The sequence below is a fragment of the Pseudomonas sp. A-R-19 genome (assembly GCF_019956575.1).
Classification (GTDB): Bacteria; Pseudomonadota; Gammaproteobacteria; order Pseudomonadales; family Pseudomonadaceae; genus Aquipseudomonas.
This window is the reverse complement of sequence record NZ_JAHBDR010000037.1, coordinates 68,532-94,553: the sequence shown is the minus strand read 5'-3', so window position 1 is coordinate 94,553 and position 26,022 is coordinate 68,532. Positions and strand designations below refer to the sequence as shown.

Sequence of the window (26,022 nt, the reverse complement as noted above, 5' to 3'; positions counted from 1 at the left end):
GCTCTGCAATCTGCTGAACCTATGATCGGTCGCCTGGTGGTGGTCGGTCTCGGGCTGATCGGCGGTTCGTTTGCCAAGGGCTTGCGTGAACGCGGCGTGTGCCGCGAAGTGGTCGGGGTCGATCTCGATCCACAATCGCGCAAGCTGGCGGTCGAGTTGGGTGTGGTGGATCGCTGTGAAGACGACCTGGTGGCTGCCTGTCAGGGTGCTGACGTGATTCAGTTGGCAGTGCCGATTCTGGCCATGGAGAAAGTGCTCGCGCGTTTGGCGAGCGTGGATCTGGGGCAAGCGATCCTGACCGATGTCGGCAGCGCCAAAGGCAATGTGGTGCGTGCGGCAACCGAGGCGTTCGGTGGCATGCCGGCGCGGTTCGTGCCGGGCCATCCGATTGCCGGTTCCGAGCAGAGTGGCGTGGAAGCCTCAAACGCCGAGCTGTTCCGTCGCCACAAAGTGATCCTCACTCCGCTGGATCAGACCGATCCGGCAGCGCTAGCGGTAGTCGACCGTCTGTGGCGCGAGCTGGGCGCCGATGTCGAGCACATGCAGGTCGAGCGTCACGACGAAGTATTGGCGGCGACCAGTCACCTGCCGCACTTGCTGGCGTTCGGTTTGGTCGATTCGTTGGCCAAGCGCAATGAAAATCTTGAGATCTTCCGTTACGCTGCGGGCGGTTTCCGCGATTTCACAAGAATCGCCGGTAGCGACCCGGTCATGTGGCACGACATCTTCCTCGCCAACCGCGAAGCTGTCCTGCGCACACTCGATACATTTCGCAGCGACCTCGACGCCTTGCGCGACGCGGTCGATGCAGGGGATGGGCACCAATTGTTGGGCGTTTTCACTCGCGCCCGGGTTGCCCGCGAGCATTTCAGTAAAATCCTGGCCCGCAGGGCCTATGTGGACGCTATGAATTCCAACGATCTGATTTTCCTGGCTCAACCTGGTGGCCGCCTGTCCGGTCGGATTCGCGTACCAGGTGACAAATCGATTTCCCACCGTTCGATCATGCTCGGTTCGCTGGCCGAAGGTGTCACCGAGGTCGAGGGTTTCCTTGAGGGTGAAGATGCCCTGGCGACCTTGCAGGCTTTCCGTGACATGGGCGTCGTGATCGAAGGCCCGCACCACGGTCGCGTGACCATTCACGGCGTTGGCCTGCATGGCCTGAAGCCGGCACCGGGCCCGATCTACCTGGGCAATTCCGGTACTTCGATGCGTCTGCTCTCCGGCCTGCTGGCTGCGCAGGACTTCGACAGCACCTTGACCGGCGACGCTTCGCTGTCCAAGCGCCCGATGAATCGGGTCGCCAATCCATTGCGTGAAATGGGTGCCGTGATCGAGACCGCCGCTGAGGGTCGTCCACCGATGATCATTCGTGGTGGCCACAAGCTCAAGGGGCTGACCTACACGATGCCGATGGCCAGTGCCCAGGTTAAGTCCTGCCTGCTGTTGGCCGGCCTGTATGCCGAAGGCAAGACCACGGTTACCGAGCCTGCACCGACCCGCGACCATACCGAGCGCATGCTGCGCGGCTTCGGCTACCCGGTAGCGGTCAACGGCGCGACCGCATCGGTCGAGTCCGGCAACAAGTTGACCGCAACCCATATTGAAGTGCCGGGCGATATCTCGTCTTCGGCGTTCTTCCTGGTGGCCGCTTCGATCGCCGAAGGTTCGGAGCTGGTGCTGGAACATGTCGGCATCAACCCGACCCGTACCGGCGTGATCGACATCCTGCGCCTGATGGGCGCCGACATCACCCTGGAAAACCAGCGTGAAGTGGGTGGCGAGCCGGTGGCCGACCTGCGCGTACGTGCAGCTAAACTCAAAGGTATCGAGATTCCCGAGGCGCTGGTTCCGCTGGCCATCGACGAATTCCCGGTGCTGTTCGTGGCAGCTGCCTGCGCCGAAGGGCGCACCGTGCTGACCGGCGCCGAAGAGCTGCGGGTCAAGGAATCGGATCGTATCCAGGTCATGGCGGACGGTCTGCTGGCTCTGGGCGTCAAGTGCGAGCCAACCCCGGATGGCATCATCATCGACGGCGGCCAGATCGGCGGCGGTGAAGTGCACGGCCATGGTGATCACCGTATCGCCATGGCGTTCAGCGTTGCTTCGTTGCGCGCCAGTGCGCCGATCCGCATCCATGATTGCGCCAACGTCGCGACGTCGTTCCCGAACTTCCTGGCGCTGTGCGCACAGGTCGGCATTCGTGTGGCACAAGAGGCACAGTCGTGAACAACATTGCACCGGTCATCACCATCGATGGACCAAGCGGTTCGGGCAAGGGCACGGTAGCCGGGATTCTGGCCAAACGCCTGGGCTGGAACCTGCTGGATTCCGGTGCGCTGTACCGATTGCTGGCCTTTGCCGCGCATAATCATGGCGTCGACCTGACCAACGAAGAGCTGCTGAAGAAACTCGCCGCTCATCTGGATGTGCAGTTCATCGCCGCGACGGACGGTCAGTTGCAGCGCATCATCCTTGAAGGTGATGAAGTCAGCGATGTCATTCGTACCGAAAGCGTCGGTTCCGGCGCTTCCCAGGTGGCTGCGCTGCCCGCTGTACGCGAGGCGCTGCTGCAACGCCAGCGCGCTTTTCAGGAAGCGCCGGGGCTGGTTGCCGATGGTCGCGACATGGGCACGGTGGTTTTTCCTGACGCGCCGCTGAAGATTTTTCTGACCGCCAGTGCCGAGGAGCGGGCACGCCGTCGATATTTGCAGTTGAAGGGCAAAGTCGAGGGTGTTAGTCTGTCGAGTCTGCTAGATGAGATACGTGCGCGCGATGAGCGTGACACCCAGCGAGCGGTAGCCCCGCTCAAACCGGCGGCTGACGCCATACAGCTGGATTCCACGGAATTGTCCATCGACCAGGTGCTGGAACGCATCATGAGCGAGATCGCCATTCGCGATATCGCCGGGTGACCAAGAAGGCCGCAGGGGACCAGTCATAGTCCTGCGGTGGCTTCTTTTAAATGAAACTAACCCACACCGTCTGGGGTGTGGAGATGGGCGTATTCTTCGCCCTCATCAACAGGAATTAAAATGAGCGAAAGCTTTGCGGAACTCTTTGAAGAAAGCCTAAAAACCCTGAACCTTCAGGCAGGCTCCATCATCACCGGTGTTATCGTTGATATCGATTACCAAGCTCGCTGGGTAACCGTTCACGCTGGCCTGAAGTCTGAAGCACTCATCCCGCTTGAGCAGTTCTACAACGACGCTGGCGAACTGAACATCAACGTCGGTGACGAAGTTCACGTTGCTCTGGACTCGGTTGAAGACGGCTTTGGTGAAACCAAGCTGTCCCGTGAAAAAGCCAAGCGCGCTGAATGCTGGATTGTTCTGGAAGCAGCCTTCGCAGCCGAAGAAGTGGTCAAGGGCGTTATCAACGGTAAGGTTAAAGGCGGCTTCACTGTCGACGTTAACGGCATCCGTGCGTTCCTGCCAGGTTCTCTGGTTGACGTCCGTCCAGTGCGCGACACCACGCACCTGGAAGGCAAAGAGCTGGAATTCAAGGTCATCAAGCTGGACCAGAAGCGCAACAACGTTGTCGTTTCCCGTCGCAGCGTCCTGGAAGCCGAGAACTCCGCCGAGCGCGAAGCTCTGCTGGAATCCCTGCAGGAAGGCCAACAAGTCAAAGGTATCGTCAAGAACCTCACCGATTACGGCGCATTCGTCGATCTGGGTGGCGTCGATGGCCTGCTGCACATTACCGACATGGCTTGGAAGCGTATCAAGCATCCTTCCGAAATCGTCAACGTTGGCGACGAGATCGATGTCAAGGTTCTGAAGTACGATCGCGAGCGCAATCGTGTTTCCCTGGGCCTGAAGCAACTGGGCGAAGATCCATGGGTTGCTATCAAAGCCCGTTACCCAGAAAGCACTCGCGTTACCGCGCGTGTAACCAACCTGACCGACTACGGCTGCTTCGCTGAGCTGGAAGAAGGCGTTGAAGGCCTGGTACACGTTTCCGAAATGGACTGGACCAACAAGAACATCCACCCTTCGAAAGTCGTACAAGTCGGCGACGAAGTGGAAGTTATGGTTCTGGACATCGACGAAGAGCGTCGTCGTATCTCCCTGGGCATCAAGCAGTGCAAATCTAACCCATGGGAAGATTTCTCTGGCCAGTTCAACAAGGGCGATAAAATCTCCGGCACCATCAAGTCGATCACCGATTTCGGTATCTTCATTGGTCTGGACGGCGGCATCGACGGCCTGGTTCACCTGTCCGACATCTCCTGGAACGAAGTGGGCGAAGAAGCCGTTCGCCGTTTCAAGAAGGGCGACGAGCTGGACACCGTTATCCTGTCGGTTGACCCAGAGCGCGAGCGCATCTCCCTGGGTATCAAGCAACTGGAAAGCGATCCGTTCTCCGAGTACGTTCAAGAGAACGACAAAGGCGCAATCGTTAAGGGCATCGTGAAAGAAGTTGACGCTAAAGGCGCCATCATCACTCTGGCCGACGATATCGAAGCGACTCTGAAAGCCTCCGAAATCAGCCGTGACCGCGTTGAAGACGCGCGCAACGTTCTGAAAGAAGGCGAAGAAGTAGAAGCCAAGATCATCAGCGTTGACCGCAAGAGCCGTGTAATTCAGCTCTCGATCAAGTCGAAAGACGTTGAAGACGAGAAAGAAGCAATCCAGAGCCTGCGCGACAAGCCAGTAGCTACTGATGCTCCTGTGGCCACCACTCTGGGTGACCTGCTGCGTGCACAAATGGAAAAACAGAACTAAGTTCTGATTTTCTGTAAAAAAGGGTGACTTCGGTCGCCCTTTTTTGTGCCTGGAATTTGCTGGGTGAAGTACGCTCGGGTTTGCTTGCTCGGGTCGTGAACCAAAAACGCTGAAAAAATGTCTGATTGTTTAATCGTATCAAACGCTTATTTGCAGCTAGTCTTTAGCCTGAGACAAATGTTCGGCCGGTAGGCTTTCTGGCAAAAGGAAGTGAATGAACAAGCTCATTGTCGTAGTAGCAGTATTGGCACTGGCGGGCTGTACCACCAACGCCAAAACTCACGTCGTACACGGGGTCAATGGCATTGAGGTCGATTGTTCGGGTCTCGGTTCGAAATGGGATAAGTGTTACAAGCGCGCGGCTAAGGAGTGCAGGGGGGCTGGCTACAAGGTCGTGGTGAGATCTGATGATGTCAAGGAAGAAGAGGAAAGCTACCTTTTCGGATTCAACCCGGCGGGTTTCCTGACGCGCACTATGTTGGTGGTTTGTCGGAGATCGTGATCGCTCAGAAGCCTGCCGCCTTCCAGGAATCAAGCATATTGGGGGGCTGGAATAGATGGCAAAACTCGGGCTGTTCAAAATCACGCCGGCGTGCTAAAACCTTTGAAGCGCTGACCTAGCTGCTTGAAAAAGAAGGGAAAAATATGACGAAGTCGGAGTTGATCGAACGAATTGTCACCCATCAAGGGCTGCTCTCATCCAAGGATGTTGAACTGGCCATCAAGACCATGCTTGAGCAAATGTCCCAATGTCTGGCTACCGGGGACCGTATTGAGATCCGGGGGTTTGGCAGCTTCTCTCTGCATTATCGTGCTCCAAGGGTTGGTCGCAACCCGAAAACCGGCCAGTCAGTCAGTCTCGACGGCAAATTCGTCCCGCATTTCAAGCCAGGTAAAGAACTGCGTGATCGTGTAAATGAGGAAGAGGAGGGGTTAGGTGGCGATGAGTTGGCTAGATAAGAGTCGCATCAAGCGAGTCATGATCACTGGGCTTGTCTTATTAATGTCAATTACATGCCTGCTCTTCGTGCTGGAAAACCAGCAGCTTGTCGTCGTTTCCTTCTTCGGTTTTTCGTCACCTCAGCTACAGATCTCGATGTTCGGAGTTGCTTCGTTCCTGGTGGGAATGATCTTTGGTGGGGGGGTTGTTGTGGCTCATTTCTTGGGGAGAAAGCGTGGACGATAGGCTGGGTAATGGTTTTCCTGGTGTTTTTAAGGTTCGCGTCTGAGGATGTAGCAAAGTATTTTTCGTGAGTTGAGAAAGGAGTGTTGTCGTTTCCTCCTTATCTGCCTCGATCTACATTGATTATTCTCAAGTGGTCTAGCTTATGGGTTAGCGTAACTACTTAAGTGAAAAAGGCTAATAATATATGCGTGTCGATTCAAACAAAGGTAATGAGCTAGAAGATTTTGAGTTTCAACGATTCGTTCGTGCGATTTTTCGTCAAAAATTTATTGTTATCGGCTTTGTTGTTTTGGGTGCTGCTCTTGCCGCGAGCTATGCTTTCCTTGCTTCTCCCGTCTATGAGGCGAAGGTATTTGTAATACCGCCGTCTCAGAGTGATATATCCAACTTCAACTACGGTCGAATGAAAGAGTCAGAGTTGGTTCCTTACACGGTTAAGGACGTCTACGATATCTACACGCGATATTTGCAGGCGGAGTCGCTCCGACTAGACTTTTTTAGCAAGGTTTATGTACCGAGCTTGTCCCCGGAAGAGCAAAAAAAATCCAGGGATGTCCTGTATTCGCATTTCTCTGAGGTGCTGCGTGTGGTTCCGCCGCTTAGGGAGAGCTCTGACAGGTATGCGGTTGTCGTGCAGACCACCCATCCTGAGAAGGCCAAGGAGTGGGTCACTGAATATGTGGTCCAGGCTGGTGAGTTGGCCAAGAATGAAATGATCAAGAACGTTTCAATTGAGTCTGAGGTCCGGGCTCGTAATCTGGAACAACAGATCAGTTCCGCCAGGGAGAAAAGCACTAAGGCCAGAGAGGATTCGATTGTCAGATTGAATGAGGCTCTGCGCATCGCTGATTCAATTGGTCTGGAAAAACCGCCCGCGATCACGGTGAGCCAGTCCGTCATCGCTGGCGGGGAGGCTGGTCAGCTTACGTACATGCGTGGCTCGAAAGCGCTAAAGGCGGAAATTGAAAGTTTGCAGGCTCGCGAGTCCGATGACCCTTTTACGGATCGCTTGCGTGATCTTCAGGACCGCTTCAATTTCTTCAAGGGCCTGAAAACAGAGCCGGCATTGGTGTCCGTCTATCGGCAAGACGGGGTGGTGGAGCTGCCAGACAATCCAGTGAAACCTAACAAGACTCTGGTCCTTGTATTTGGGGTGATTGCTGGCCTGATCGCAGGCATTGCCTTCGTATTGTTTCGTGGGCTGTTTGCCGTGAAGTCGGATTAACTGAATTTCAGTTTTTTGTCTGATGTGCATTTGTAGTGAGTCGCCCAGGGAGGGGCGGCTTCTATTTTTTGACTAGGGGTGGGTTGTCTGGCCGTTTAGTCGAAATGATCGGTTTTTTGTTGAATTATTGGCTCCAGAGGTTTGGCTGGTGTCGGATTCGACAAGAGTGTTTTCAAGGGTGAACCCCTGCTTTCAGGTCCAGCATGTTTTTTTTTGTGCTGGCTTGAGTGTGTCCTCGACATCGTGATAAGTAGGTCGCGATCGAAAACTGGCAATCGCGTTGCGGTGGCTATGCCTTGCGGCCGTGGCTCTGAGTGTGTGCAGGACGGAGGGGTGGGGCGTTCGAGCCGCTCCTTGGCTTTCTGAAAATTGTTATGGCTCCCTTAGGCGCTTTCGGTATAATTTCTCATTTACGCAGCCGTGATGTTTGTTTCTAAAGCGCTAAATTAGGCGCGTTTTTTACGATCGACTTAATATTGATGAATGGCAAGGGAAAACAATGCTTAAACTCGAAGATGTGAAGTTGGCCATAGTGGGTCTCGGTTATGTGGGCTTGCCGCTGGCGGTTGAGTTTGGCAAAAAAATGCAAGTCGTCGGATTTGATATCAGTCAGCGTCGAATCGAAGCGCTGAAAGCGGGCCATGACGCTACTCTCGAGGTGTCTGACTCTGAGTTGAGTTCTGCGTCGGGTTTAAGTTTCAGCTCTGAGCTGGAAGAGTTGTCTGCTTGCAATATCTATATTGTTACCGTTCCAACCCCGATTGATGAACATAAGAGACCGGATTTGACTCCTCTGGTTAAAGCCAGTGAGTCGATTGGCCGTGTTTTGAAAAAAGGCGATATCGTTATTTATGAGTCAACGGTCTATCCTGGTGCTACCGAGGAAGATTGTGTTCCTGTGCTGGAAAAAGTATCCGGGCTGAAATTCAATGTTGATTTTTATGCAGGCTATAGCCCTGAGCGGATAAACCCTGGCGATAAAGAACATCGTGTTACTACCATCAAGAAAGTAACTGCCGGGTCCACTCCAGAGGTCGCTGATCTGGTCGATGCTTTGTATAACACAATCATTGTTGCCGGAACTCATAAGGCCAAGAGTATCAAAGTTGCCGAAGCGGCAAAGGTTATTGAAAATACGCAGCGCGACTTGAATATTGCCCTGATCAATGAGTTGGCACTTATTTTCAATAAAATGGGTATCGACACTCAGGCGGTTCTGGAAGCAGCCGGGACGAAGTGGAACTTCTTGCCTTTCCGTCCGGGACTGGTTGGCGGTCACTGCATCGGTGTAGACCCCTATTACCTGACTCACAAAGCACAGTCCATCGGCTATCATCCTGAAATCATTTTAGCGGGTCGTCGCTTGAATGACAGCATGGGAGCCTATGTAGTATCTCAACTTGTCAAGGCGATGCTGAAGCGCAAAATTCATGTTGATGGTGCTCGCGTCTTGATCATGGGGTTGACGTTCAAAGAGAACTGCCCGGACCTGCGTAATACTAAAGTCATTGATATTGTGAATGAACTCGCTGAGTTCAATATTGTTGTTGACGTTTATGATCCGTGGGTAGATGCGGCGGAAGCAATGCATGAGTACTCAATCACTCCTGTCGGCCAGCCACAGGTGAACTCTTACGACGGTATCATTCTGGCTGTCGCACACAATGAATTCGCTGCGATGGGGGCTGAGCAAATTCGGAGCCTGGGTAAGGCGGAGCACGTTCTCTACGATCTCAAGTACCTATTGGATGCCTCTCAATCAGATCTGCGTCTCTGAATATCAGGGTCTGTAAAGACCCTGATTCGTTACTGCCAGAAAAACCAAGTCGAGAATTACATGATCCGTTTCGAAGAAGTTAAAGCTGAAATTCAACAATCCCCAAAGGTTTGGTTGGTGACGGGGGTGGCCGGATTTATTGGCTCCAATTTATTGGAGACACTGCTGCAATTAGATCAGCGGGTTGTAGGTCTAGATAACTTTGCGACAGGTCATCAGCGTAATCTCGATGAAGTGCAATCGGTAGTGAGTCCTGAACAATGGGCGCGCTTCGCACTGGTAAACGGCGATATCAGGAACATCGACGATTGCAAGAATGCAATGACTTTCCGTGGGGACGCTGATATTCCGGTGGACTACGTTTTGCATCAGGCAGCATTAGGTTCTGTTCCTCGCTCCATCAATGATCCTATTACAACCAACAGCACCAATATCGACGGCTTTCTGAATATGTTGGTTGCGGCGAAGGATGCGAAAGTAAAAAGCTTTACTTATGCTGCCTCCAGTTCTACCTATGGCGATCACCCTGGACTTCCCAAGGTCGAAGGTGTGATTGGCAAGCCGCTGTCCCCTTATGCGGTCACCAAGTATGTAAACGAATTGTATGCCGAGGTTTTTTCCAGTACATACGGTTTCAATACCATTGGGCTTCGCTATTTTAACGTCTTCGGCAAGCGTCAGGATCCTAATGGCGCCTATGCAGCCGTGATTCCTAAGTGGACTGCTGCCATGATCAATAACGAAGAAGTTTTCGTGAATGGCGATGGTGAAACCAGTCGAGACTTTTGTTTCGTAGAGAACGCAGTTCAAGCTAATATACTGGCTGCTTGCGCGGGTTCGGAAGCAAAGAATAACGTATACAACGTCGCTGTCGGTGACAGGACAACATTGAATCAGGTTTTTACCTGTATCAAGGACGCTTTGGCTCGTGTTGATGTCAAGTCTACTTCGGATTTGGTCTATCGGGATTTTCGCGCTGGTGACGTAAGACACTCGCAGGCGAATATTGACAAGGCAAAGAATCTGTTGGGCTACGAGCCGCTTTTCAATGTTGGTGAAGGTATGCTGAAAGCGGCAAGTTGGTATGTCTCGTTCTTTGCAAGAAGTTAAGACTAGTGATTAAAGAGATCTGCGCAATCACTGTCCTTGCAAACAAACTTTGCATGTTTGTATTGTTGTTCAGTTTGGCGCGAATATTAGGCGTCGAACTGTACGGGGTATTCTCTTACCATTACGCGATTGTAACAGGTATCGCGACGGTGGTAGGAGAGTGCCTGAGTGTGGCGTTGAGTCGTTATGCAGTCCTAAATGCCGAAAAAGTAAACTACAAGACTTCCTTGGGTCTCATGTCGTGGGGTGGCATCGTTGTAGGTGCCCTCTGCGTCATCGTATTTTTAATTTTTCCGGCGCCTGCTTCCTCTTACGAAGTGAACTCTGGCTATTTGCTGGTCGGAGCATTTTTTCTAGGTTTCGCTTGTGTTTGCAATTTGACTATAACCGGGTTGATGTTTTCCCTTGAAACCTCAGGGAAATGGGCGGCTGCGTTGGCTGCCCATGGACTGCTTGGATTGCTGTTGGTAGTTTCCATTGCGAAGATTGGAGGTCAAATAGAGGGGGTGATTCTAACGTTCGCAATTTGTACGCTAATCGCTCCTGCATTTGGATTTCTAACAATAAAGAGAAGTAAGTTTAGCCACGAGGGTAGTGAGGGGCGAGAGTCTTCCTCTTTTCAACAAATGGTGGCTTTGCTTTCACGCTCAGGGGCTGCGACTATTGCCGGTAGTATGCTTCTCGGGGCGCCTGTTCATATTGTTTGTCTGATGATATTTGCCAAGTCGAGCTTGAACGTATCTGAAGTTGGCTACTTTAACCTGTTTTTTCTTTTTTATATTCTGGTCACTGTGCTGCCAAGTTCGCTTACATCCTACGCCATTGTAAAACTGGCAGGACGCGGGAACAGTGCCAGTAAATTGTACTTGATGCTTGGGCTAGTAATTTCGGTTTGTTTGCCTGTGTTCCTGGTCTTGTCACAGAGCTACTGGTTGTGTTTGCTCGGTAGTAGCATTTGCAGCAAAAATGATCTTCTGGATTACGCAGTGGTGGCGGGTGGCATCGGGCTAACGACTACAATCGTCACTCAAATACTGCATAGTAAAAATATGACCCGGGTGGTTTTTCTTGGTAGTTGTGTTTATGCGTTTGTTTATTTGTCCATGACGGTAGTGGCAGGATTCAAGGGCGGTATGTTGGCGGTCGACCTTTTCAGGTCATTTGTTTTGGCGTTGGCGACTCAAATTGTTGTGCTCGCGGTCCTGGGTGGCCGTAAGTTGGTGCAGTGACAAGTGTATTGGGTGTGAGCGTTGTTTATGCAGGGCTCATGGCTGAAAGTGATATTGGGGCCAGTATTGAGTCTGGTTTACGCTTCGGTTGCTTTGTTTTTGTTGGTCAGGGTTAATGGTTATATTACTGGTTTCGACGTGCTTGCTGCTTCTACTGACGCAATGCGTTCTGTGCCTGATATCAAAAAAATATCTCGTTGCCTTGTACGCCGTTTGCTATTCGGTGCCTTTTTTAGGCCTTATCAGTTGTCTGTGGGGTGAAGTAGTTACGCTTTGGCCCATTGGCGACTATGCTTTTTATCTGGATGATGTATTAGTATTCCGACTTTCTCTGGTCTGGTTCCTTGGTGTTGCTGGTGGACTCATTGGCTATCTGTTGTCATTGCTGGTTCCTCCCAGAAGTTTGGACTCACCGCAGAAAACTTTTTTGTCCGCGTTGGACTTCAAGCTGGCGGGTGCGATCTTCCTTGCGCTGTCAGTCTTCTTTATTAGTTTCAGGCTTGTCAACGCGAACGCACTGCTTGAGAGTTTCGCGGGTATTGAGTCGGTGGTGGTTTTTTCCATCATTGCGATCATTGCCTTGGCGTTTTCCTACCCCTCCAGATCGATGTTTTTTGTTTCTGGTGCTCTAGTAATTTCTTATTGCGTTGCCAACGCCATGACCGGGGATCGCGATTTCGTTGTCCTGGTTGTCGCTTCAATCCTGGGGTTGTTATTTCGCTATAATCAATATATCAAGTTTAAAACTCTATTCTTCGTAGCTGTATTCATGGTTCTTCTGCTCGTCAGCGGCGTTATTGTTTCAATGAGCCGAATGGATGTGGACTTAACCTCGGATAACATTACGCAGTATTTATTGTTTAACTCGTGGAATGCGATAATTTTGCCGCTTGTGCAGCAGTTAACCAATTTCTGGGATGGTGAGCACCTACGTTACGGTCAAACGTACCTCGACATGTTTCTTTCGTTGGCGCCATCGCCTTTCTATTCGGCTCTGGGAATGGAAAAACCCATTATGGTGGATAATCCTGCCCTCTGGTATTACATTACCGGGCTCGGCGGGATCCACGTTTCTGGTGTGGCTTTTGAGAATTTCGGATTGTTTGGTGTTTTCCTTAATGGATTCATCAGTGTCTGTTTCTTGCGGTTGATCGACTCGCGCTGTCGCGAGGATGATTTTTTGCGAATTTTCTTGTACATGCTGTGTGCCGCATCGGTTATGCACTGGGTTTGGTACGGCGAAATATACTTGCTGAACTCATTGGTTTTTTATGTGATGGCGTTAGGATTATTCTTCACGATGAAGCTCGTTCGGGTTTTGAAGTGAGCTTTAATATTTTCATTGGATTGAGAGAGTAGGTATGTGCGGAATTGCGGGAGTTGTCGGGTGGAAGCTGGATCAGCAAGGCGCCGTTGCCGTTGGCAAGATGGTGGATGCGCTGATACATCGTGGGCCCGACGATGGAGCAGTTTGGTCAGATGCCGATAGTGGAGTTTCGCTGGGTCACCGACGGCTTTCGATCCTGGAACTGTCGGTGCACGGAAGTCAGCCGATGGTTTCCGATGACGAGCGGTTCATTATTGTTTTCAATGGTGAAATATATAATTTTAACGAGTTGCGCGAGAAACTGATTGCTTCAGGCTTGACGCGTGTTTGGCGAGGTCACTCTGATACAGAGGTGCTGCTGGCTGCGCTCGGTGCGTGGGGGGTACAAAAAACCCTCGAAAATCTGGTGGGCATGTTTGCTTTTGCCGTCTGGGATAAAGTTTCCAAAACGATAACCCTGGCACGAGACAGAATGGGAGAAAAACCACTCTATTACGGTATTGTGGGCAACCGTTTTGTCTTCTCCTCCGAATTGAAGGCAATCAAGGCTGCGTTTGGCAGCGATCTGCGAATTGATCGTCATGCTTTAGCGAAGTTTGTCAGGTATGGCTACGTTCCGGCTCCGGAGTCTATCTATGAAGGCATTAAAAAGTTAGAGCCAGCGCATTATTTGAATGTTGGCTCGCTTTCTGCTGCGCTAGAACCTGTTTCCTACTGGTCGTTGCCGCGCGCTGGCGAGCTAAAGTACGAGCTGTCGCAGGCCAGTGATAAGGAAGTTGTAGACATTGTCGGTGAGAAATTGTCTGCTGCGGTAAAGTCGCAAATGATTTCCGATGTTCCACTTGGGGCGTTTTTGTCAGGCGGTGTTGATTCAAGTTTGATCGTTTCGTTGATGCAATCGCAAAGCTCTACCAGCATCAACACTTATACGATCGGTTTTAATGAGCCTGAGTTTGATGAAGCGCCTTACGCCAAAGCTATTGCCAAGCACTTGGGGACTAACCATACCGAGTTTTATCTCGGTGCCGACGATGCTGTTTCAATAATCCCGCACTTGCCGGAAATATACGACGAGCCGTTTGCTGACTCCTCTCAAATCCCTACAATCCTGGTCTCCAGGATGACAAAACAGCATGTATCCGTCGCCTTGTCCGGTGACGGTGGCGATGAGCTTTTTGCCGGGTATCCCCGCTATCAGGTTACTGCAGGACTATGGACACGCATTAAAAAGCTGCCGTTGCCTGCACGCCAGATCATGGCCTATTCACTTCGCTCACTTTCGTCCAAGGGCTGGGACAACGTCTGTTCGATTTTGCCGGACAGCCTTCGGACCAAGATTAATGGTCGACGTATCTACAGAATGTCCGAGCTGTTGGGCTCTGAAAATCTGGCGCAGATGTATACCGGTTTGATGTCTCAGTGGCAGTCGAACGAAAGTGTGGTCCTGGGTATCGATGCTCAACAGCAAGGTGTTGCTTCCTGGGAATCGGCAGTGGATTACGTCGAGGAAATGCGTCGCTGGGACGTCTCCCAGTATTTGCCTGATGATTTGCTGGTCAAAGTGGATCGTGGCGCGATGAGCGCAAGTCTGGAGACCCGCGCGCCATTGCTTGATCATCGAGTTGCAGAACTCGCGTTTTCCTTGTCCTCAGACCAACTGATAAAAAATGGTGTGGGGAAATGGCCACTTCGCGAGCTTCTTAAGCGATATGTTCCTAATTCATTCTTTGACAGGCCGAAGGCGGGTTTCTCTATTCCATTGGCGCAATGGCTGCGTGGGCCGCTGAAAGAATGGGCAGAGGAACTGTTAACGGAGGAGCGTCTCAAGAGAGAGGGCTACTTCGATTGTCAGAAAATTCGCTCGGCATGGCTCCAGCATCAAAACGGAACATACGATCGTAGTCTTCATTTGTGGAATATTCTAATGTTCCAATCCTGGCTCGATAAAAATAGCCACTAATTTAGATTGAGCAAAAGGCTTTCCATGAAGATAGTTTTCAACGCGCTCTCTGCCCGTCTTGGTGGAGGTCAGACTTATCTGATTAATCTTTTTCAGTTCGTACCTGACAATGCGGATCTTGAGATTCTGGTTTTCGCCCCAGCGTCACTCAAGCTGCCGGATCATCCGAGGATCAAGCGGGTCGAGCCAGCCTGGCCCACTGAAAATCCGATTGTGAGAGCCATGTGGGAACGGTGGGTGCTGCCCGGTATTTTGAAGGCTGAAAAGGCGGACGTCCTGTTTTGTCCCGGTGGCGTAGTGGGCACCTCTGTACCCGCTGGTTGTAAAGTTGCGACAATGTTTCGGAACATGATTCCATTTGATTTGCGAGTACGCAAAAGCATACCGCTCGGGTTGCAGCGCCTGAGAAATTGGTTGTTGAATCGTATTATGCTCAAGAGCATGCGCGAAGCGGATTTGACGATATTCATTTCAAATTACGCGCGCAGTGTCATTGAATCACTAACCAGTATCAAGAATGCTGTTACGATTCCTCACGGAATTGGCTCGGTATTTCGCACTCACGGCGATTCTGCTGTTCCTCGGCCAGAATTTTTGCCAGCTGGCGAATATGTTTTATACGTGTCGAGATTTGATGTTTATAAACATCATTATGAAGTGGTTAATGCTTACGCAGCGCTGCCAAAGGCACTTCGTGAACGCTTCCCCCTGGTTCTTGTAGGCGAGACAAACCTACCGGAAGCCGAGCGGGTCAAGGGTCTGGTTTCTACACTAGGCCTCGAGGACCAAGTACTGCTGTTGGGCGCTATTCCCTATCAGAGTCTTCCTCCACTTTATCATCACGCCTATCTGAATCTATTTGCTTCATCGTGCGAGAACTGCCCTAATATTCTTCTCGAGGCGCTTGCCTCTGGCAGGCCGATGGTATGCTCCAACGTTATGCCGATGCCGGAATTTGGAGCTGAAGCAGCACTGTATTTTTCTCCGTTTGATTCAAAAGATATAAATAATGTGCTGTCTGAGGCGTTAACCAGTCCTGCGCTTTTAGAGAAGCTTGCCGCTGCAGCAGCGACGCAGAGCGATAAATTCGACTGGGAAATAACCTCAAGAAAGACATGGTCAGAGTTGCTGGAATTGGCCGTGAGCCGCAAAAAAGGTGTTTGATAAATGAAGGTTCTTGTGGTGTCGCAATATTTTTGGCCAGAGTCTTTTATTGTCAATGACTTGGTCAAAACCTTATCTGCCCAGGGCCACACCGTAAAGGTTCTTACCGGAAAGCCCAATTACCCGGATGGCGTAGTTTTTAACGGCTACAGTGCTTCTGGGGTCCAGGAAGAAAACTTCGAGTCTTCTGTCAGTGTTTTCCGTGCACCGCTCAGACCTCGTGGCGCTTCAGGTGCAAAGAACCTCGTGTTGAACTATTTGTCATTTATCTTAAATGGCTTGAAGCACTACCCGAGTGCAGTAAAAGGGGAGGCTTATGATGCGATTTTTGTATTTGCGCCATCTCCAATTACTTCGGTAATCCCAGCGATTTACTTGAAGTGGAAACTCAAGAGCCATCTGGTTGTATGGGTTCAAGATCTCTGGCCGGAGAGCTTGAGTGCGACCGGATTCATCAAGAACAAAGCAATATTGCGGGTTGTGGGTTGGCTGGTGAAAGGTATTTACGCCTTCGTCGATACGCTTCTTGTTCAATCGCGCGCGTTTCGAGAGCCGGTCGCCCGTTATGCCAACCCTGGCAAGGTTGTGTATTACCCCAACTCCTATCAGGACGTGCCGCCGAGTGTAGAGGAAACACGGATTCCGGCACCCTTGCTCGCGGAACTCGACAGTCATTTCTGCCTCGTTTTTGCCGGAAATCTGGGGACGGCACAGTCGGTCGAAACCCTGGTTGAGGTAGCTGACAAGCTTCGCCATTTGTCGCAGCTCAGGATTGTGTTGGTCGGTAGTGGCAGTATGTTGAGCTGGATCGAAAGCCAGAAGAAATCCCGTGGTTTGGACAACCTCATTCTTGCCGGACGCTTCGCGGCCACTGAAATGCCGCATTTTTTCAGTCGTGCCGAGGGATTGTTGGTGACGTTGAAGCAGGATGAGGCGTTCTCCTATACCATCCCTAGTAAAGTTCAGGCTTACCTGGCAGCGGGGAGGCCGATCATCGCCGCGCTGGACGGGGAGGGCGCGCGCGTCATTCAAGAGGCGGGAGCCGGTCTGACCACTGCGGCGCAAGACGCCGAAGGTATGGCCAACTGCATTGAACAACTTTTTCGCATGACTTCGGATGAGCGGGAATCGTTGGGACAGGCAGGTCGAGCGTACTACCTCGAGCATTTCGAGATGGAGCGGCAAAGCCAGCGATTGGTCGAAATCCTCAGTAGCAGGATCAATGAATTAAAAGGTAGCTCAAAATGAAAGTTCTTGTGTTAGGGGTCACCGGAATGCTGGGTAGCACAGTGTTCAGGCAATTCCATGGAAACCCGCACTTCGAGGTGTGGGGCACTTTGCGCAATCCGGGTGGCGCAAAATACTTTTCTGAGGACATGCACAGTTCGTTGATCAGTAATGTCGACGTGCTTGACCAGGATTCACTGGTGTCGGTCCTGGCACGGGTCAAGCCGGATGTCGTCATCAACTGCGTCGGGCTGATCAAGCAATTGGCTGACGCCAAGGACCCCCTGTCCGCACTTCCTATCAATGCCATGTTGCCGCATCGCATTGCCAAGTTGTGTGCATTGTCCGGTGCTCGCCTGATTCATATCAGCACCGATTGCGTGTTTTCCGGCCGTAAAGGCATGTACGCCGAGGAGGATATCTCCGATGCAGAGGATCTCTACGGCAAGTCCAAGTACATCGGTGAGCTCCACACGGATCTGAATGCCGTCACGCTGCGGACCTCCATCATTGGTCACGAACTGGGGAGCCAGTACTCGCTGGTGGACTGGTTCCTGTCCCAGAACGGACCGGTCAAGGGGTATGAGAAGGCCATTTTTTCGGGGCTTCCTACCGTAGAGCTGGCACGTGTCATTCGCGACTACGTGATCCCGAACCCACAGCTCCACGGCCTATATCATGTTTCGGTGGCTCCGATTGACAAGCTGTCTCTTCTGACGCTGGTTGCGGAAGTTTACGAAAAGGAAATCGATATCATCGCCGACAGCCAGGTTTCTATAGATCGCTCGCTGGACTCCTCGAAGTTTCAGGCTGCAACCGGTTACGTTCCACCGTCGTGGTTGGAATTGGTTAAGTCGATGCGCGCGTTGCGTTGATCATTAAGTTCAATCAGGTTTGGGAAGGTAGTTATGTTCGATAATAAAGTTTTGATGATCACGGGCGGTACGGGCTCGTTTGGCCATACGGTGTTGAAGCGTTTTCTGGATACCGATGTAAAAGAGATTCGCGTATTCAGCCGTGACGAGAAGAAGCAGGAAGATATGCGCATTGCTTTGTCGAATGACAAAGTGAAGTTCTACATCGGTGACGTACGTGATCGCGATAGCCTTGATCAGGCTATGGTGGGTGTGGATTACATTTTCCACGCTGCAGCCCTGAAGCAGGTGCCTTCCTGCGAGTTTTACCCAATGGAAGCCGTGCGTACCAACGTCATGGGTACCGAAAACGTTCTGAATGCGGCCATTGCTTCGGGCGTGAAGCGCGTTGTTGTACTCAGTACCGACAAGGCTGTTTACCCGATCAATGCCATGGGTATTTCCAAGGCCATGGCTGAAAAGCTGATGGTTGCCAAATCGCGGATGATTCCGGCGACAGGTCCAGTGATCTGTGCAACCCGCTACGGTAACGTCATGGCGTCGCGCGGTTCGGTGATCCCGTTGTTCATCAATCAGCTGCAGAGCGGCGAGCCATTGACCGTCACTGACCCGAACATGACACGCTTCCTGATGTCGCTCGAGGACTCCGTCGACCTGGTTCTGCACGCATTCGAACATGCCGAGCAAGGTGATATTTTCGTCCAGAAAGCACCTGCCTCGACAGTGGCCGACCTGGCCCAGGCGCTCAAGGAACTGTTTGTTCGTGACAATGCCGTCAAGGTCATTGGTACCCGTCACGGCGAAAAACTCTACGAATCGCTGATCTCCCGTGAGGAAATGGCCAAAGCCGAAGACATGGGGCGCTACTACCGTATTCCTTCGGACAATCGTGACCTTAACTACAAGAAGTTTTTTGTTGAAGGTGAACAGGAGATCTCCGATCTCGACGACTACACCTCTCACAACACAGAACGTCTCGATGTAGAAGGCGTGAAGAAAGTGCTGTTGAATCTGGAATACATTCAGGAGCAACTTGATGCTTAAGGTCATGACGCTGGTCGGTACGCGACCAGAACTTATCAAGATGAGCCGCGTCATTGCCGAGCTTGATAAGCAGGTTAATCATGTGTTGGTTCACTCGGGTCAGAACTACGACTTCGAATTGAATCAGGTTTTTTTCGATGATCTCGAAATCCGCAAGCCTGATTACTTCCTGGGTGCCGCTGGCGATACCGCAGCCAAGACCATCGCCGAAGTGATTTCAAAGGCGGATGAAGTGTTTGAGGCCGAAAAGCCTGATGCGCTGCTCCTCTATGGCGATACCAATACCTGTCTGGCCGTCATTGCCGCCAAGCGCCGCAAGATCCCGGTGTTCCACATGGAAGCCGGTAACCGTTGCTTTGACCAGCGCGTCCCTGAAGAATTGAATCGCAAGGTGCTCGATCACCTCAGCGATATCAATATGGTCCTGACCGAGCATGCCCGGCGTTATCTGATTGCGGAAGGGATTCGTCCTGAAACCATCATCAAGACCGGTTCGCACATGGAGGAGGTGCTCGACTATTACATGCCGAAAATCCTCACCTCCGACGTGTTGGCGCGAGAAGGCCTGGAGCAGGACAAGTTCTTCATCGTCAGTGCTCACCGTGAGGAAAACGTCGATACGCCGGACAACCTGCGCGATTTGCTCAAAACGCTGCGAGCCCTGGCCGACAAGTACCAGTACCCGATCATCGTTTCCACGCATCCGCGTACCCGCAAGCGCCTGGAAGCGATCGGTGAGTCTTTGGACCACCCTCTGATTCGTTTCTCGAAGCCATTTGGTCTGCTCGACTACATCAAGTTGCAGATGTCGGCGTTCTGCGTGCTGTCCGATAGCGGCACCATTACCGAGGAAGCCTCTCTCCTGAATCTGCCTGCCATTACCATTCGTAATGCGCACGAGCGTCCGGAAGGGATGGATGAAGGCACCCTCATCATGAGTGGCCTGAAAGTGGAAGGCGTTCTGGATGCCGTACGTGTGGTAACCAGCCAGCATGATCGTACCCAGCGCGTTATTCCGGTCGTGAGGGATTACCAGGCGGGTCCAGTGTCGAAGCAGGTCGTTCGGGTCGTGTTGAGTTACACCGACTACATCAATCGTACTGTCTGGTCGAAATCCTGAGCGTCGTCGAGGTTTGAAAAATGCGTGTTTTATTGACAGGTGCTACGGGTTTCGTTGGTCGCGCAGTATTGGGTCGTTTGTCGGCCACTGACGATCTGGAACCGGTGGCAGCCATTCGTGGGCACGCCTTGCCTGACTGTCCGTCGCGCGTTACTACCATTCGAACCGCCGGGCTCAGTGCTGATACCGATTGGTCGCAGGCGCTGGATCAGGTTGAGGTTGTCATTCATGGCGCGGCTCGCGTTCACGTCATGAATGACACCGAGTCCGATCCGCTGGAGGCGTTTCGCAAGGTCAATGTCGAAGGCACGCTAAGCCTCGCTCGGCAAGCAGCCTCGTTGGGTGTTCGTCGCTTTGTGTTCATCAGTTCGATCAAGGTGAATGGCGAAGGTACGCCACTCAACCAGCCTTACTTCGCCGACGCGACACCCGCGCCTGGCGATCCTTATGGCGTTTCGAAAATGGAGGCCGAGCAAGGGCTGCGCGAAATTGCGAGCGTCTCGGGGATGGAAGTGGTGATCATCCGCCCGGTGCTGGTTTATGGCCCGGGTGTAAGAGCCAACTTTCTGAACATGATGCGTTGGCTGGACAAGGGAATACCCCTGCCATTCGGGGCTATCCATAATCGACGCAGCCTGGTCGCGCTCGACAATCTTTCTGATTTGATCGTGACCTGCATTCGTCATCCGGCCGCCGCCAATCAGACCTTCCTCGTCAGCGATGGGGAGGATCTGTCCACGACACAATTGTTGACGCGGATGGCACAGGCATTGGGTAAGTCTGCACGCCTGTTGCCTGTGCCAAGCGTGTTGCTTGAACGAGGGGCACAGCTTCTGGGCAAGCAGGCTTTGTCGCAACGACTGTGCGGTTCGTTGCAGGTCGATATAAGTAAAACTCGAGAATTGCTGGGCTGGGTTCCTCCGGTCAGCGTCGACGAGGCGCTTGTGTCGGCTGCCAACTACTACAAGGAAAGGCAGCGCTAAGCTGCCTTATGACAATGACGGTTCAATTGCAAAATTGATTGTGGCTGTTTCAGGAAGTTGACCTTTGAACTCAATATGGTTGTTGGCGTTGGTGGTGGGTGTTTCATTCTTGGGCACCGGTGCATTGCGCAAATACGCGTTGGCACGCAGCCTGATAGATGTTCCTAATGCGCGTAGCTCACATTCCGTTCCGACCCCACGGGGTGGTGGTGTAGCTATCGTCCTGAGCTTTCTGATTGCGCTGCCTGTCCTGGCCTGGACGGATGCCGTCGCCTGGCCGATGGCGCTGGCTCTGCTGGGGGCTGGCGGCTGGATCGCGATCATTGGTTTTCTCGACGACCATGGGCATATTGCCGCGCGTTGGCGCCTGCTTGCGCATTTCGCAGGAGCCATCTGGGCATTGATCTGGATTGGGGGGATGGCGCCGATCAATCTGTTCGGTCACGAGTTCAGTCTCGGCTGGTTCGGCTATGTCATCGGCGCGTTTTATCTGGTCTGGATGCTCAACCTCTACAACTTCATGGATGGCATTGATGGCCTGGCCAGCGTCGAGGCGATTTGTGCCTGTGTCGGTGCCTGCCTGGTCTACTGGATTGCAGGCCACGCCAGCCTTGCCATCGCTCCGCTCGTATTGGCGGCGGCCGTCTTGGGATTCCTTATCTGGAATTTCCCGCCAGCGAAGATTTTCATGGGCGACGCTGGCAGTGGTTTTCTGGGCATTGTGCTGGCAGTGATGTCGCTTTATGCAGCCTGGACTAATCCACTGTTTCTCTGGGCCTGGCTCATTTTGTTGGGCGTCTTTATTGTTGATGCGACCTTCACCCTCATCCGTCGGCTATTGCGAGGGGATAAGGTTTATGAAGCCCATCGCAGCCATGGATACCAGTATGCCTCACGAAAATTTGGCAGCCATCGGGTGGTCACGCTGGCAATTGCTGCGATCAATTTGTTGTGGTTAGTACCAGTGGCTATATTGGTCGTCATGCAATATCTCGATGGCGTGGCAGGACTGGTCCTGGCCTACGTACCTCTGGTGTTGCTGGCTTTCAAGTTTCACGCAGGCGAGTTGGAAATTGCCGGCAAGGCGTGATGGACGCATTGGGTTTTGAGTATTGCTTTGTCGGTAAGTGAGTTACCGAAAGCTGTAGTTGCTGTATCAATGCTAGGAGCTTCGAGAGGTGTTTAGAGGGGTTATGGATAAGATTCGGGCAAAGTTGTTAAGTCTGCCAAGACGACATAAACGCATTCTGCAGGTCCTGACTGATACTTTCTTGGTCTGGTTTGCCCTGTGGATGGCGTTTGTCGTGCGTCTCGGGGTGGACGAGTTGATCAACCCGTTCACTGAGCATGTCTGGCTTTTTGTCAGTGCACCTGTCATCGCCATTCCTCTTTTCGTCCGCTTTGGCATGTACCGTGCCGTCATGCGTTATTTTGGAAATGACGCACTCATTGCCATTATCAAGGCTGTAACACTCTCATCCTTGATACTTGGCGTTGTGGTGTACTGGTACAGCAATCATCAAAACGTCGTTCCGCGTTCGATCATTTTCAACTATTGGTGGTTGAGTCTGATCATGATCGGCGGGCTGCGCCTGGCCATGCGTCAGTATTTTATGGGCGACTGGTTCAGTGCTGCCCAGCACGTCCCGTTCACCAGCCGGGATGACGGCCTGCCAAAAGTGGCTATCTACGGCGCGGGGGCAGCGGGTAATCAACTCGTTACTGCGCTGCGGATGGGGCGTGTCATGCGGCCCGTGGCCTTTATCGATGACGATAGTGGAATCGCCGACAGGGTGATCTCCGGGTTGCAGGTATATCAGCCTGAAAATATCCAGCAAATGATCGACAACACTGGCGCTCAGGAAATTCTCCTCGCTATTCCTTCGTCCAACCGCGGACGCCGTCGCGAGATTCTCGGGTTTCTCGAAGGCTTTCCGCTGCATGTTCGAAGTGTCCCGGGTTTCATGGACCTGGCCAGTGGCCGGGTCAAGGTCGACGATATCCAGGAAGTAGACATTGCCGACCTGCTCGGGCGTGATGCAGTCCCGGCCCAGGCTGACTTGCTCGAACATTGCATCACGGGGCAGTCGGTGTTGGTCACAGGCGCTGGTGGCTCCATTGGCTCCGAGCTTTGCCGGCAAATTCTGGCACTGCGCCCGACAACGCTTCTGCTGTTTGAACACAGTGAGTTCAATCTTTACTCCATCTTGTCCGAGCTGGAGCAGCGGGTCGCTCGAGAGTCGCTGTCCATCCGTCTCTTGCCGATTCTTGGGTCGGTTCGCAACCCGGACAAGTTGCTGGATGTCATGAAAACCTGGCGAGTAGACACGGTGTATCACGCCGCCGCCTACAAGCATGTGCCCATGGTCGAACACAACATTGCCGAAGGTGTGCTCAATAATGTGATCGGCACGCTCAATACGGCCCAGGCCGCTCTTCAAGCAGGAGTGGCCAACTTTGTCCTGATTTCGACGGACAAGGCCGTGCGACCTACCAATGTCATGGGCAGCACCAAGCGCCTTGCCGAGTTGACGTTGCAAGCGCTGAGTCGTGAGTTGGCTCCGGTATTGTTCGGCGATACGAGCAATGTTTCGCGTGTGAACAAGACGCGCTTCACGATGGTGCGTTTTGGTAACGTCCTGGGATCGTCGGGTTCGGTCATTCCGTTGTTTCACAAGCAGATCAAGTCGGGTGGTCCGCTGACTGTCACGCACCCGAAGATCACTCGATACTTCATGACCATCCCTGAAGCTGCGCAGTTGGTGATTCAGGCGGGCTCGATGGGGCAGGGCGGTGATGTTTTCGTCCTAGACATGGGCGAGCCGGTGAGGATCGTCGAGCTGGCCGAGAAGATGATCCATTTGTCCGGCCTGAGCGTGCGCTCGGAGAAGAACCTGCATGGCGACATCGCTATCGAGTTCACCGGGCTGCGTCCGGGTGAGAAGCTTTACGAAGAGCTGCTGATTGGTGACAACGTGGCGGCCACTCAGCACCCGATGATCATGACGGCCAACGAGGATCATCTGTCCTGGGATGTTCTGAAGGCCAAGCTGACTGAGTTGCTGGCTGCAGTGGATCAGGACGACTATGCACGCGTCCGCCAGTTGCTGCGCGACACGGTCAGCGGCTATACCCCGGACGGTGAGATTGTCGACTGGATCTACCAGCAGCGCCGCCTTGAACCCTGATTGTTTCATATCCGGTAACGTACACATTTTTGACAGCTGAATGTCATGGCCTAAGTTTGGAGGGCAGCTTCGGAAAAGCTGCTTTCTCAAACAACGGCATGGAGCTTCACTAATGCGTACAAGCAGTTTCCACTCTCTGGTTTTCGCCCTTCTTACCAGCGCCTCTCTTACGGCAATTGCCGCACCTGTCAACGCACCTGGGGTGATGAATGCGCCATTGGTGCAGGATGCGGGCGCCAAGGCGCAATCCGGCAAAGTCGATCTCAATAGTGCTGATGCGCCTACGCTGCAACGTGAGTTGACTGGCGTGGGCGAGGCAAAAGCCAAGGCGATTGTTGCTTATCGTGAAAGTAATGGCACGTTTGCGTCAGTTGACGAATTGCTGGAAGTGAAGGGTATCGGCAAGGCGATTCTGGATAGTAACCGCGACAGGATCGTAGTGAACTGAGGTGTGATAGAAACGACAAAGGCCGATCATTGATCGGCCTTTTTCTTTAGAGAAACTAATGCCCGATGGGACTGTCAGATATTTTGTGTGCGGGCCGGTAACGGCCTGCCGTTAGGCAGGCCATGCTTTTACCAGGTCGGCCTGATAAATCGATCTCCGTACAGAATCGCGAATTGATTCATCGCACTTTTCCAGTCATGGGCCGCTGAGCCCCAGTTTGCTGTGATATTGCGCAGTCCAAGCCAGATCAGTTTTGTCGCCGCATCGTCGGTCGGGAAGTGACCTCGGGTCTTGATGATCTTGCGCAGTTGAGCGTTGATGCTTTCAATGGCGTTGGTCGTGTAGATCACTTTTCGGATCGCTGGCGGGAAAACGAAAAAAGGGATCACCCGATCCCAGGCGCGGCGCCAGGCAGCCACTACCGTCGGATACTGCTTGCCCCATGGCCCGCTTTCAAACGCATCCAGCGCCTGCTCGGCCGCTTCGGCGGTGACTGCCTGATAGATCGGCTTGAGCGCCTTGGCCAGTTCGCGACGCTTATCCCAAGCCGCGTAATCAAGGCTGTTGCGGATCAGATGAACGATGCATGTTTGCAGTGTCGTGTCTGGAAACACGGCGCTGAGGGCTTCTGGCATGCCTTTGAGACCATCGGTCACAGCGATCAACACGTCTTCGACGCCGCGAGTCTTGAGGTCATTGAAAACCTTCATCCAGAATTTGGCGCCCTCCGTATTCTCGATCCAAATGCCGAGAATATCGCGCGTTCCGTCAGGCAAAACACCCAGTGCCAAGTAGATTGCCTTGTTGCGAACCAGACCCTCTTCGCGGATTTTGACCCGTAGCGCATCGAAGAAAATAACCGGATACATCGGCTCCAATGGCCGCTGTTGCCATGCACCGATCTCTGCCATGACCTCGTCGGTTACGGAGCTGATGAAATCAGGCGAAACGTCGGTGCCGTACTGCTCGGAGAGAAACGCACGGATCTCTCTGACTGTCATTCCACGGGCATACATGGCGATGATCTTGTCGTCGAACCCGGTGTATCGGCGCTCGTGTTTGGGAATCAGGATGGGAGAAAAACTGCCGTCCCGGTCGCGAGGAATATCCAGCCGGAGTGGGCCATCGCCGGTTAGAACCGTCTTGCCGCTTTTTCCATTGCGCTGGTTGGTTTCATCCTCTGGGCGCTGCGCGCCCGGCGGATAGCCCAGGTGGTGACCAAGCTCAGCGCTCAGGGCTCGCTCGATCAAAGCCTTCTTGAACGCCGCAGAGGCGTCCTCAATGGCTTCAGCGGTCATCGGTCCATCGGTGAATTGCTCGAGCAGCTCCTTCGGGATTTTCGGTAGCTCTCGCAACGCGGGTTTCTTCTTGGTTGGCATACATGCACCTCTTACTCATGTTATGCCCGAACACAAAATTTCTGACACCCCCT

The 26,022-nt window shown here is 52.7% G+C and carries 21 protein-coding genes; 20 read left to right on the top strand and 1 reads right to left on the bottom strand.

All coding sequences use genetic code 11. The annotated features are described in order from the left end of the window. Window positions 1-21 precede the first annotated feature (21 nt). The 20 genes from KGA88_RS06110 to KGA88_RS06015 all read left to right on the top strand — a co-directional run bounded on the left by KGA88_RS06110 (window position 22) and on the right by KGA88_RS06015 (window position 24,590). Complete coding sequence (locus tag KGA88_RS06110; RefSeq protein WP_263296021.1) at window positions 22-2,229, top strand: bifunctional prephenate dehydrogenase/3-phosphoshikimate 1-carboxyvinyltransferase; 2,208 nt, start codon at window positions 22-24, stop codon at window positions 2,227-2,229. Next, a complete protein-coding gene (gene cmk, locus KGA88_RS06105; protein WP_007973641.1) occupies window positions 2,226-2,915 on the top strand; it encodes a (d)CMP kinase in 690 nt (229 codons plus the stop codon). Before KGA88_RS06110 ends, cmk begins: the two co-directional genes overlap by 4 nt. Before the next feature lie 120 nt (window positions 2,916-3,035). Then, window positions 3,036-4,727 carry a 30S ribosomal protein S1 gene (gene rpsA, locus KGA88_RS06100; protein ID WP_007973639.1) on the top strand — a complete coding sequence of 564 codons (1,692 nt, stop codon included), beginning with the start codon at window positions 3,036-3,038 and terminating at the stop codon, window positions 4,725-4,727. A gap of 214 nt (window positions 4,728-4,941) precedes the next feature. Next, window positions 4,942-5,229 carry a YgdI/YgdR family lipoprotein gene (locus KGA88_RS06095; RefSeq protein ID WP_223589617.1) on the top strand — a complete coding sequence of 96 codons (288 nt, stop codon included), beginning with the start codon at window positions 4,942-4,944 and terminating at the stop codon, window positions 5,227-5,229. Window positions 5,230-5,372: 143 nt separating this feature from the next. Further along, complete coding sequence (gene ihfB / locus KGA88_RS06090) at window positions 5,373-5,687, top strand: integration host factor subunit beta (protein WP_104448966.1); 315 nt, start codon at window positions 5,373-5,375, stop codon at window positions 5,685-5,687. Window positions 5,688-6,097: 410 nt separating this feature from the next. Next, the gene (locus tag KGA88_RS06085) at window positions 6,098-7,138 is read left to right on the top strand and encodes an LPS O-antigen chain length determinant protein WzzB (RefSeq protein ID WP_223589615.1); all 1,041 of its coding nucleotides are present in this window, start codon (window positions 6,098-6,100) and stop codon (window positions 7,136-7,138) included. A 499-nt stretch (window positions 7,139-7,637) separates the two neighbouring features. Next, window positions 7,638-8,915: a Vi polysaccharide biosynthesis UDP-N-acetylglucosamine C-6 dehydrogenase TviB gene (gene tviB, locus KGA88_RS06080; protein ID WP_223589613.1), complete on the top strand. Its 1,278-nt coding sequence runs from the start codon at window positions 7,638-7,640 to the stop codon at window positions 8,913-8,915. Window positions 8,916-8,975: 60 nt separating this feature from the next. After that, window positions 8,976-10,025, top strand: a complete 1,050-nt coding sequence (locus KGA88_RS06075; protein ID WP_223589610.1) for an NAD-dependent epimerase/dehydratase family protein — start codon at window positions 8,976-8,978, stop codon at window positions 10,023-10,025. A gap of 5 nt (window positions 10,026-10,030) precedes the next feature. After that, a complete protein-coding gene (locus KGA88_RS06070) occupies window positions 10,031-11,254 on the top strand; it encodes an oligosaccharide flippase family protein (protein ID WP_223589607.1) in 1,224 nt (407 codons plus the stop codon). Between the two features lie 142 nt (window positions 11,255-11,396). After that, a complete protein-coding gene (locus KGA88_RS06065) occupies window positions 11,397-12,581 on the top strand; it encodes an O-antigen polymerase (protein ID WP_223589605.1) in 1,185 nt (394 codons plus the stop codon). 34 nt (window positions 12,582-12,615) lie between these two features. Then, window positions 12,616-14,541, top strand: a complete 1,926-nt coding sequence (gene asnB, locus KGA88_RS06060; RefSeq protein ID WP_110658188.1) for an asparagine synthase (glutamine-hydrolyzing) — start codon at window positions 12,616-12,618, stop codon at window positions 14,539-14,541. A gap of 24 nt (window positions 14,542-14,565) precedes the next feature. Further along, window positions 14,566-15,705 carry a glycosyltransferase family 4 protein gene (locus tag KGA88_RS06055; protein ID WP_223589602.1) on the top strand — a complete coding sequence of 380 codons (1,140 nt, stop codon included), beginning with the start codon at window positions 14,566-14,568 and terminating at the stop codon, window positions 15,703-15,705. Window positions 15,706-15,708: 3 nt separating this feature from the next. After that, the gene (locus tag KGA88_RS06050; RefSeq protein WP_110658184.1) at window positions 15,709-16,953 is read left to right on the top strand and encodes a glycosyltransferase family 4 protein; all 1,245 of its coding nucleotides are present in this window, start codon (window positions 15,709-15,711) and stop codon (window positions 16,951-16,953) included. Beyond that, window positions 16,950-17,807: a dTDP-4-dehydrorhamnose reductase family protein gene (locus tag KGA88_RS06045; protein ID WP_110658182.1), complete on the top strand. Its 858-nt coding sequence runs from the start codon at window positions 16,950-16,952 to the stop codon at window positions 17,805-17,807. Before KGA88_RS06050 ends, KGA88_RS06045 begins: the two co-directional genes overlap by 4 nt. 33 nt (window positions 17,808-17,840) lie before the next feature. Further along, window positions 17,841-18,851: a polysaccharide biosynthesis protein gene (locus KGA88_RS06040; RefSeq protein WP_110658180.1), complete on the top strand. Its 1,011-nt coding sequence runs from the start codon at window positions 17,841-17,843 to the stop codon at window positions 18,849-18,851. Next, a complete protein-coding gene (wecB, locus tag KGA88_RS06035; RefSeq protein WP_110658177.1) occupies window positions 18,844-19,971 on the top strand; it encodes a non-hydrolyzing UDP-N-acetylglucosamine 2-epimerase in 1,128 nt (375 codons plus the stop codon). Before KGA88_RS06040 ends, wecB begins: the two co-directional genes overlap by 8 nt. Before the next feature lie 20 nt (window positions 19,972-19,991). Further along, entirely contained in the window at window positions 19,992-20,954 is a 963-nt protein-coding gene (locus KGA88_RS06030; RefSeq protein WP_110658175.1) for a UDP-glucose 4-epimerase family protein, read from the top strand. 64 nt (window positions 20,955-21,018) lie between these two features. Then, window positions 21,019-22,044, top strand: a complete 1,026-nt coding sequence (locus KGA88_RS06025; protein WP_223589600.1) for an MraY family glycosyltransferase — start codon at window positions 21,019-21,021, stop codon at window positions 22,042-22,044. A 103-nt stretch (window positions 22,045-22,147) separates the two neighbouring features. After that, window positions 22,148-24,142, top strand: a complete 1,995-nt coding sequence (locus KGA88_RS06020; protein ID WP_110658171.1) for a polysaccharide biosynthesis protein — start codon at window positions 22,148-22,150, stop codon at window positions 24,140-24,142. 112 nt (window positions 24,143-24,254) lie between these two features. Then, complete coding sequence (locus KGA88_RS06015) at window positions 24,255-24,590, top strand: ComEA family DNA-binding protein (RefSeq protein WP_110658169.1); 336 nt, start codon at window positions 24,255-24,257, stop codon at window positions 24,588-24,590. Between the two features lie 128 nt (window positions 24,591-24,718). Here the strand turns inward: KGA88_RS06015 and KGA88_RS06010 are convergent, their stop codons facing one another. Further along, a complete protein-coding gene (locus KGA88_RS06010) occupies window positions 24,719-25,969 on the bottom strand; it encodes an IS256 family transposase (RefSeq protein WP_223589598.1) in 1,251 nt (416 codons plus the stop codon). Window positions 25,970-26,022: the final 53 nt, after the last annotated feature.